The sequence below is a fragment of the Streptomyces sp. NPDC001700 genome (genome assembly GCF_053596435.1).
This window is the reverse complement of record NZ_JBSFGE010000063.1, coordinates 1-9,643: the sequence shown is the minus strand read 5'-3', so window position 1 is coordinate 9,643 and position 9,643 is coordinate 1. Positions and strand designations below refer to the sequence as shown.

Annotated in this window: 2 protein-coding genes; both read left to right on the top strand. The window is 70.8% G+C overall.

The genetic code is table 11. The annotated features are described in order from the left end of the window. A partial coding sequence (locus ACWC5C_RS41815; protein WP_450884570.1) for a type I polyketide synthase occupies positions 1-4,263 on the top strand: 4,263 nt, incomplete at its 5' end. A gap of 72 nt (positions 4,264-4,335) precedes the next feature. Beyond that, positions 4,336-9,643 (top strand): beta-ketoacyl synthase N-terminal-like domain-containing protein (locus tag ACWC5C_RS41810; RefSeq protein WP_450884568.1); only part of this gene is annotated, 5,308 nt, incomplete at its 3' end.

Sequence of the window (9,643 nt, the reverse complement as noted above, 5' to 3'; positions counted from 1 at the left end):
AGTGGTGAGTGCTCGTTGGCGGTGGCCGGTGGTGTGGCGGTGATGTCGACGCCGGGTGCGTTCATGGAGTTCAGTCGGCAGGGTGGGCTGGCCGGAGATGGCCGGTGCAAGCCGTTCGCGGAGGGTGCGGACGGGACCGGCTGGGGTGAGGGTGTCGGGCTGCTGCTGGTGGAGCGGCTGTCGGACGCGCTGCGCAACGGGCATGAGGTCTTGGCGGTGGTGCGTGGTTCGGCGGTGAACCAGGACGGTGCGTCCAATGGTCTGACGGCGCCGAACGGTCCTTCGCAGCAGCGCGTGATCCGGCAGGCGCTGGCTGGTGCTCGGCTTGCCTCGTCCGAGGTGGATGTGGTGGAGGCGCATGGGACCGGGACGCGGTTGGGTGATCCGATCGAGGCGCAGGCGCTGCTGGCCACGTATGGGCAGGGGCGTGAGGCCGGGGAGCCGTTGTGGCTGGGGTCGATCAAGTCGAATATCGGGCACACGCAGGCCGCTTCGGGTGTCGCGGGCGTTATCAAGATGGTCATGGCGATGCGTCATGGAGAGCTGCCGAAGTCTTTGCATGTCGATGCGCCGTCGTCGCATGTGGACTGGTCGGCGGGTGCGGTGGAGTTGCTGACGGAGGCGCGGTCCTGGCCGGATGTGGGTCGCCCGCGCCGTGCGGCTGTCTCGTCGTTCGGTGTGAGTGGCACGAATGCCCACCTCATCCTCGAACAGGCTCCTCCCGTTCCGGCCCCGGGGGAGTCGGTCACGTCGGCACCGGCCGGTGTGGTGCCGTGGGTGGTGTCGGCGAAGTCGGAGGCCGCGCTGAGGGTGCAGGCGCGGCGGCTGCGGTCGGCGCTGGCTGATGATTTCTCGGCGGTTGATGTGGCGTTCTCGCTGGCGACGACGCGTGCGGCGTTGGAGCATCGCGCGGTGGTGGTCGGTTCAGATCCGGAGGAGCTGCTGCGGGGCCTGGACGCGGTTGTGGAAGGCGCTCCGACCGCGGGTGTGGTGCGGGGCGCGGTCAGGGATGACTCGGGGCTGACAGCGGTGTTGTTCTCGGGGCAGGGGAGCCAACGCGTCGGCGTGGGCGCGGAGTTGTACGAAGCCTTCCCTGTGTTCGCCGAGGCGTTGGACGCGGTGTGTGCGGGGTTCGACCGGGTGCTGGACCGTCCGTTGCGTGAGGTGATGTTCGAGGGTGGGGAGCTGCTGGATCGGACCGAGTTCACGCAGCCGGGTCTGTTCGCTCTTGAGGTGGCTCTGTACCGGCTGGTGGAGTCGTGGGGTGTGCGTCCGGATTACGTGACCGGGCACTCCATCGGTGAGCTGGCGGCGGCGCACGTGGCCGGGGTGCTGTCCCTGGACGACGCGGTGACGTTGGTGGCGGCTCGTGGCCGTCTGATGCAGGCGTTGCCGGTCGGTGGCGCGATGCTGGCGGTGGGCGCGGATGAGGCCACGGTGGCCCCGTATCTGGAGGACCGTGAGAGTCAGGTGTCTCTGGCCGCCGTCAACGGTCCTTCCTCTGTGGTGATCGCGGGGGACGCCGAGGCGGTCGTGGAGCTGGGCTCGGTGTTCGCGGAGCTGGGGTTCAAGACGAAGCGGTTGCGGGTGAGTCATGCGTTCCACTCGCCGCATATGGACGCGATGCTGGACGACTTCCGCCAGGTCGCCGAGTCGCTCACCTATGAGCAGCCGTCGATCCCGGTCGTGTCGAACGTGACCGGTCAGGCGTCGGCGGATGTCGCCTCCGCCGAGTACTGGGTGCGGCATGTGCGTGCGGCGGTGCGTTTTGGTGACGGGGTGCGCTGGCTGGAGGAGCAGGGTGTCTCGGTGTTCCTGGAGCTGGGTCCGGATGGTGTGCTGTCGGGCATGGCGCAGGAGTCCCTCACCGGCGAGGGCGAGGCGATCGCGGCCCTGCGCAAGGACCGCCCCGAACCGGAAACCCTCGTCACCGCCCTGGGCCGACTGCACGTGGCGGGCGTGACCCCGGACTGGTCGGCGTACTTCACCGGCACCGGCGCTCGCCGCACCCCCCTCCCCACCTACTCCTTCCAGCACCGCCACTACTGGCTGGAGCCCGCCACCATCCCTGCCGAAACGGGCACCGGCATCGGTTCGGCAGCGGATGGCGGATTCTGGTCGGCGGTGGAGCGGCTGGACGCTGATGAGCTGGCGGACACGCTGGCGGTCGGGGAGGACGCGCTGCGGGCGGTGCTGCCCGCGCTGGCGGGCTGGCACGGGCGGCAGCGGGAACAGTCCGTGGTGAACGACTGGCGATACCGGGTCGAGTGGAAGCCGCTGACGCGGCAGGCCGAGGGCTCGCTCACCGGAACCTGGCTCATCGTGACCCCTGCCGGAGACACGTCAGAGCAGCAGTACTGGGCGGAGGTGGCCACCGCGCTGGAGGACCGCGCGGGTACCGTTCTGCGGCTCGATCTCACGGACGCCGAGCTGGACCGCGAGCGGATCGCCGTACGCCTCGCCGAGGTTCTCGGCGAACTCGGCGATGCGGACGTGATGGGTGTGATCTCCCTCCTGGCAGCGGCAGACCGTCCGCATGCCGAGCACACGGTTATTCCCGCTGGGGTGTCGCACACCCTTCTTCTCACCCAAGCCCTCGGTGATGTCGGCATCGCGGCCCCGCTATGGCTGCTCACCCGGGGGGCGGTCGCCGTCGGCCGCGCCGATCGCCTGACCAGCTCTGCCCAGGCGCAGGTCTGGGGGCTCGGCAGGGTCCTCGCCCTGGAGCACCCCGAGCGCTGGGGAGGGCTCGTCGATCTGCCCGAGACGCTGGACGAGCGGGCGCGTGTCCGGCTCGCCGGTGTGCTTGCCGGGACGGACACAGAGCACGAGGACCAGCTCGCGATCCGCTCATCCGGTGTCTTCGGCCGACGTCTCGTCCGCGCGCCACTGCGTGACGCCGCGTCCGACATGTGGGAGCCGCGGGGCACCGTGCTCATCACCGGTGGTACGGGTGCGCTGGGCGCGCATGTCGCCCGGTGGGCGGCGACCAACGGCGCCGCGCACCTCGTCCTGACGAGCCGCCGCGGCCCACAGGCCCCCGGCGCCGTCGACCTCGAGGCGGAACTGACCGGGCTCGGCGTCCGGGTCACCGTCGCCGCCTGTGACATCGCCGACCGCGACGCGGTGACCACGCTGGTCAAACGGCTCGACGCCGATGGCGACTCGGTCCGGGCGGTCGTGCACGCGGCCGGTGTCGGCCAGGGCACCCCGCTGGCGGGCATGAGCCTGGCAGAGTTCGCCGATGTCGTCGCGGCGAAGGCCGCGGGGGCTGTTCATCTCGACGAGGCGCTGTCCGACAGCGACCTGGACGCGTTCGTGCTGTTCTCGTCCATCGCTGGCACGTGGGGCAGTGGTCTGCAGGGCGCGTACGCGGCGGGCAACGCCTTCCTCGACGCTCTCGCCGAGCAGCGCCGAGCCCGCGGCCTCACAGCCACCTCGGTGGCGTGGGGTCCTTGGGCCGAGGGTGGCATGGCCGACGGAGAGGCGGCCGAGCACTTGCTTCGCCGCGGTCTGCGGGCGATGGCGCCGGACCTCGCCGTTACCGCGCTCGCGCAGACTGTCGGGCACAGCGAAGCCACGGTGGTACTGGCGGACGTCGACTGGGCGCGGTTCGTGCCCGGGTTCACCGCCGCCCGCCCGCGCCCCCTCATCACCGGCGTGCCCGAGGTGCCCGCCCTCCTCGAAGCAGCGCGCAGGGACGAGGACGGGGGCGGCGACGCAACGGCGTCGGAGTTCACCCGGCGCCTCGCCGACCTCGGCGAGGCCGAGCGGGAGCGGGCCGTGCTCGACCTGATCCGCACCGAGTCGTCTGCCGTACTCGGCCTGGCGGGACCGCACGAAGTGGAGGCTTCACGACCGTTCGGCGAGATCGGCTTCGACTCGCTGACCGCCGTCGAGTTCCGCAACCGCCTGAACGCGGTTACCGGACTCCGGCTGCCGACGACGATGGTGTTCGACCACCCGAGCCCCGCGGTGCTCGCCGTCCATCTCCTCGCGGAACTCGTACCGCACACCGGTGCGGACCGGACCTCGCTCCTCGCCGAACTCGACCGGCTGGAGGCCGCCGTCGCGACGGCGGAGGCGGAGACGGACGAGCACACCCGAGTCCGTGTGACCCAGAGGCTGCAACTCCTCCTGGCGAAGTGGACGGGGGCGGGAACGGAGCCGGACGCGCAGGAGCCGTTGGCAGCCGAACGCCTCGACTCCGCAACGCCCGAGGACGTATTCGACTTCATCGACAACGAACTCGGACTTTCCTGAACACCGCGCGCCGATACGAGCTCGGCCTCTCCTGAGCGCTGCCGAGCACCACAACTGCTAAGCACTAGACCGGTGGGGACTTCCATGGCCGACAACGACAAGCTCTTCGACTACCTCAAGCGGGTCACCGCCGATCTGCAGAAGACCCGTCAACGCCTCGCAGAAGTACAGAACGCGGAGCAGGAGCCGATCGCGATCGTCGGCATGAGCTGCCGGTTCCCTGGCGGCGTCGCGTCCCCGGAGCAGTTGTGGCAGTTGGTCTCCGACGGCCGGGACGCGATGACGCCGTGCCCCGGGGACCGTGGCTGGGGCCTCGGGTCCGCCGCCGGGGAGAACGAAGGCGCGGGGCCCGTCGGCGGATTCGTCCACGACGCGGCCGAGTTCGACGCCGACATCTTCGAGATCAGTCCGCGCGAGGCGCTCGCCATGGACCCGCAGCAGCGGCTGCTGCTCGAAGCCGCATGGGAGGGACTGGAACGGACCGGCATCGACCCCTCGTCCCTGCGCGGCACGCGCACCGGCGTGTTCGTCGGCGCCTCCTCGTCCGCGTACGGACTCGGCCTCGGCGAGCTGCCCGAGGGCGTCGAGGGCTATCTCTTGACCGGCAGCTCCACCAGCGTGGTTTCCGGCCGGGTCGCCTACACACTCGGCCTCGAAGGCCCGGCCGTCACGGTGGACACCGCTTGCTCCTCCTCACTCGTCGCCCTGCACTTCGCCGTGCAGGCGTTGCGGCGGGGCGAGTGCTCGATGGCGCTGGCGGGCGGCGTCACGGTCATGGTGCTGCCGGGCGTCTTCTCCGAGTTCAGCCGCCAGGGCGGCCTGGCGGGTGACGGCCGCTGCAAGGCGTTCGCCGAGTCGGCCGACGGCACGGGCTGGGCGGAGGGTGCCGGGCTGCTCGTGCTGGAGAAGCTGTCCGACGCGCGCCGTAACGGCCACGAGGTCCTCGCGGTCGTCCGCGGGTCCGCCGTCAACCAGGACGGCGCCTCCAACGGCCTGACCGCGCCGAACGGCCCCGCGCAGCAGCGTGTCATCCGCGATGCCCTCGCGAGCGCCCGTCTTTCTCCCTCCGATGTGGACGCGGTGGAGGCACACGGCACCGGCACCAGGTTGGGTGACCCGATCGAGGCGCAGGCGCTGCTCGCCACGTACGGCCAGGAACGCGAGGCCGACCGTCCGCTGTGGCTCGGCTCGGTGAAGTCCAACATCGGACACAGCCAGGCAGCGGCCGGTGTGTCCGGTGTCATCAAGATGGTCATGGCCCTTCGACACGGCCTGCTGCCCAAGACCCTGCATGTCGACGAGCCGACCTCCCAGGTCGACTGGTCGGCGGGGGCGGTCGAGCTGCTGACCGAGTCTCAGCCGTGGCCGGAGACGGGCCGTGCGCGCCGAGCGGGCGTGTCGTCCTTCGGCGTGAGCGGCACCAACGCACACCTCATCCTCGAACAGGCACCGCCGGTTCCCGCGCCGGAGCCGGAGGAGACGGCCCCTCCGGCACGGGTTGACGGTCGGGTGGTGCAGTGGGTGCTGTCGGCGAAGTCCGAGGCAGGGCTCAAGGCACAGGCGGAGCGTCTTCGGTCGGCGCTGGATGACGACTGCTCGCCGCTCGATGTGGCGTTGTCACTGGCGACGACCCGGGCGGCCTTGGAGCATCGCGCGGTCGTCGTAGCGGAGGACCGGACGCAGCTGCTGCGTGGCTTGGACTCGGTGGCGCAAGGTGCTCCGGCCGCGGGTGTGGTGCGGGGCGCCGTCAGGGACGACTCGGTGCTGACGGCGGTGTTGTTCTCGGGGCAGGGAAGCCAACGCGTCGGTATGGGGAAGGAGTTGTACGAATCCTTCCCGGCCTTTGCCGAGGCGCTGGACGCCGTGTGCGCGGGGTTCGACCGCGAGCTGGACCGTCCGTTGCGTGAAGTGCTCTTCGAAGACGGGGAGCTGCTGGGTCAGACCGAGTTCACGCAGCCGGGTCTGTTCGCTCTTGAGGTGGCTCTGTATCGGCTGGTGGAGTCGTGGGGTGTGCGTCCGGATTACGTGACCGGGCATTCCATTGGTGAGTTGGCGGCTGCGCATGTGGCCGGGGTGCTGTCCCTGGATGATGCGGTGACGTTGGTGGCGGCTCGTGGGCGGTTGATGCAGGCGTTGCCGGTGGGTGGCGCGATGCTGGCGGTGGGTGCGGATGAGGCGACCGTTGCCCCGTATCTGGAGGGCCGTGAGAGCCAGGTGTCTCTGGCCGCCGTCAACGGTCCATCGTCGGTGGTCATCGCTGGTGATGCGGCCGTGGTCGCGGAGCTGGGTGCGGTGTTCGCTGGACTCGGGCATAAGACGAAGCGGTTGCGGGTGAGTCATGCGTTCCACTCGCCGCATATGGACGCGATGCTGGACGATTTCCGCCAGGTGGCGGAGTCGCTGACCTATGAGCGGCCGTCGATCCCGGTGGTGTCGAATGTGACCGGTCAGGCGGCGGATGTGGCGTCGGCTGAGTATTGGGTGCGTCATGTGCGTGCGGCGGTGCGTTTCGGGGACGGGGTGCGCTGGCTGGAGGAGCAGGGTGTCTCGGTGTTCCTGGAGCTGGGGCCGGACGGTGTGCTGACCGGGATGGCGCAGGAGTCCCTTACCGGAGACGCACAGCTGATCGCGGCCCTGCGTAAGGACCGCCCCGAACCGGAAGCCCTGGTCACCGCCCTGGGCCGTCTGCACGTGGCGGGCGTGACCCCGGACTGGTCGGCGTACTTCACCGGCACCGGCGCCCGCCGCGTCACCCTGCCCACCTACCCCTTCCAGCGCCGCCGCTACTGGCTGGACCACAGCGGTCCGGCCGTCGCGGACATCGCCGCGATCGGGCAGGGCAGTACGGACCACCCGCTGCTCGGCGCGGCCGTGACCCTGGCCGACGGAGACGGCGTCCTCATGACGGGGCGGCTCTCCCTTCAGACGCATCCGTGGCTCGGTGAACACCGCATATCCGGAGCGGCTCTGGTGCCCGGTACCGCGTTCGTCGAACTCGCGGTGCGCGCGGGAGACGAGGTCGGCTGCGACCGGGTGGAGGAGCTGACCATCGAGGCACCGCTCGTCCTCCCCGAGACCGGCGGTGTCCACATCCAGCTCGCCGTCGGCGCGGCGGACGGGCACGAGCGCCGTACGGTCACAGTGCACTCGCGTCCCGAGGACGCCCCAGCCGAGCACAAGTGGACCCGCAACGCGAGCGGTGTGCTGGCCGCCGATGGCCGCGTGGCCACTTTCGACCTGACCCAGTGGCCCCCCGCGGGCGCCGAGCCGCTGGACACCGAGGGACTCTACGACCGTCTTTCCGGGCTCGGTTACGGCTACGGCCCGGTCTTCCAGGGACTGCGTTCCGCGTGGCGGCGCGGTGACGAGGTCTTCGCCGAGATCGCCATGGACGAGGACCAGCACCGCGAGGCGAGCCGTCTCGCCCTGCACCCGGCCCTCCTCGACTCGGCTCTGCACGCCGTGGGCCTGGCCGACTTCGGCCGAGGCGGCCTGCCGTTCGCCTGGAGCGGTGTCTCGCTGTTCGCCACTGGCGCCTCGGCCCTGCGGGTGCGGCTCGCCGCCACGGGCACGGACGGCGTCGAACTCTCCGTCGCCGACGCCTCCGGCGCGCCCGTCGCCTCCGTCGAGTCTCTGGTGTTCCGGCGCGTCACTCCCGGTCAGATGAGCGCCGCTGCCGGAGCGCTGGCCGACGACTCGCTGTACCGGGTCGACTGGACTCCGCTCCAGTTCACCGAGGCCGAGGCCGAGACCGGGTCCGACGACGGTCAGACGGGGCCATGGGCGCTCGTGGGCGCGGACGTACTCGGAGTGCGTGGCGGCCTGGCCTCCGTCGGCGTCGAGCTCTGCGTACGGCCCGACGTGGCCGCCATCGCCCCGGACACCGAGGTGATCCTGCTCTCCGTGCCGGGACCCGACACGTCCCAGGACACCGGAATCGACCTCGACGCCATGGCCGGAGCCGAAGCCGCCCGCGCCACCACAACGCGGGTACTCGCGTTCGTGCAGGATTGGCTGGTCGACGAGCGTCTCGCCGACTCGCATCTGGTGGTGCTGACGAGGGGCGCCGTACCGGCAACCGCCGACGCTGATGTCACCGACCTGGCCGCTGCCGCCGTATGGGGCCTGCTGCGCTCGGCGCAGTCGGAGAACCCGGGCCGCATCGTGCTGGTCGACCTCGACGCCGAGGTCTCCTCGGCGAAGGTACTGCCCGAGGCGCTGACCATCGGCGAGCCTCAGATAGCGGTGCGCGACGGCAAGCCGTATGCGCCCCGCCTCGCCCGCCCCGGTACCGGCGGCGGCCTGGAGCCTCCGACCGGGCCATGGGTCCTCGACACCGTCGGCGGTGGCACCCTGGACGGCCTGGTGCTCGCCGAGCAGGACACCGCCGAGCCGCTCGGAGCCGAGGACGTGCGGATCGCCGTGCGTGCGGCGGGCGTCAACTTCCGCGACGTGCTCATCGCCCTGGGCATGTACCCGGGCGGAGCCGTGATGGGCGCCGAGGCTGCGGGCATCGTCATCGAGACCGGCCCGGGCGTGACCGAACTGGCCGTCGGAGACCCCGTGATGGGCATGGTCGGGAAGGCCTACGGACCCGAGGCGACCACCGACCACCGTCACCTCGTCCGTATCCCGGACGGCTGGTCGTGGGAGCGGGCGGCGACGACGCCGATCGTGTTTCTGACGGCGTTGTTCGGGTTGCGGGATCTGGCTGGGTTGCGGGCGGGTGAGCGTGTGCTGGTGCACGCGGGTGCCGGTGGTGTGGGGATGGCGGCGATCCAGTTGGCCCGGCATCTGGGGGCGGAGGTCTTCGCGACGGCGAGTGAGGGCAAGTGGGAGGTACTGCGCTCGCTGGGCCTGGACGACGACCACATCGCCTCTTCGCGGACTCTGGAATTCGAGCGGAAGTTCCTCACCGTCACCGACGGTCAGGGTGTGGATGTGGTGCTGAACTCCCTGGCGGGCGAGTTCGTGGATGCCTCGCTGCGGTTGCTGCCGCGCGGGGGCTGGTTCCTGGAGATGGGCAAGACCGACCTCCGGGACCCGGATTCCATCGCCGCGACCGTGCCGGACCTGCGGTACCGGGCGTTTGATCTGGCTGAGGCGGGTCCGGGGCGTACGCGGGAGTTGTTGGCGGAGTTGGTGGGTCTGTTCGGTGCGGGTGTGGTGGAGCCGTTGCCGGTCAGGGCGTGGGATGTGCGGCGGGCGCGGGAGGCGTTCCGGTATGTGAGTCAGGCCAGGCATGTGGGCAAGGTGGCGTTGGTGATGCCGCGTGTGCTGGACCCGGAGGGCACGGTGCTGGTGACGGGTGCCACGGGTGTGCTGGGTGGTTTGGTGGCCCGGCACCTGGTGGTTGAGCGGGGGGTGCGGGATCTGCTGC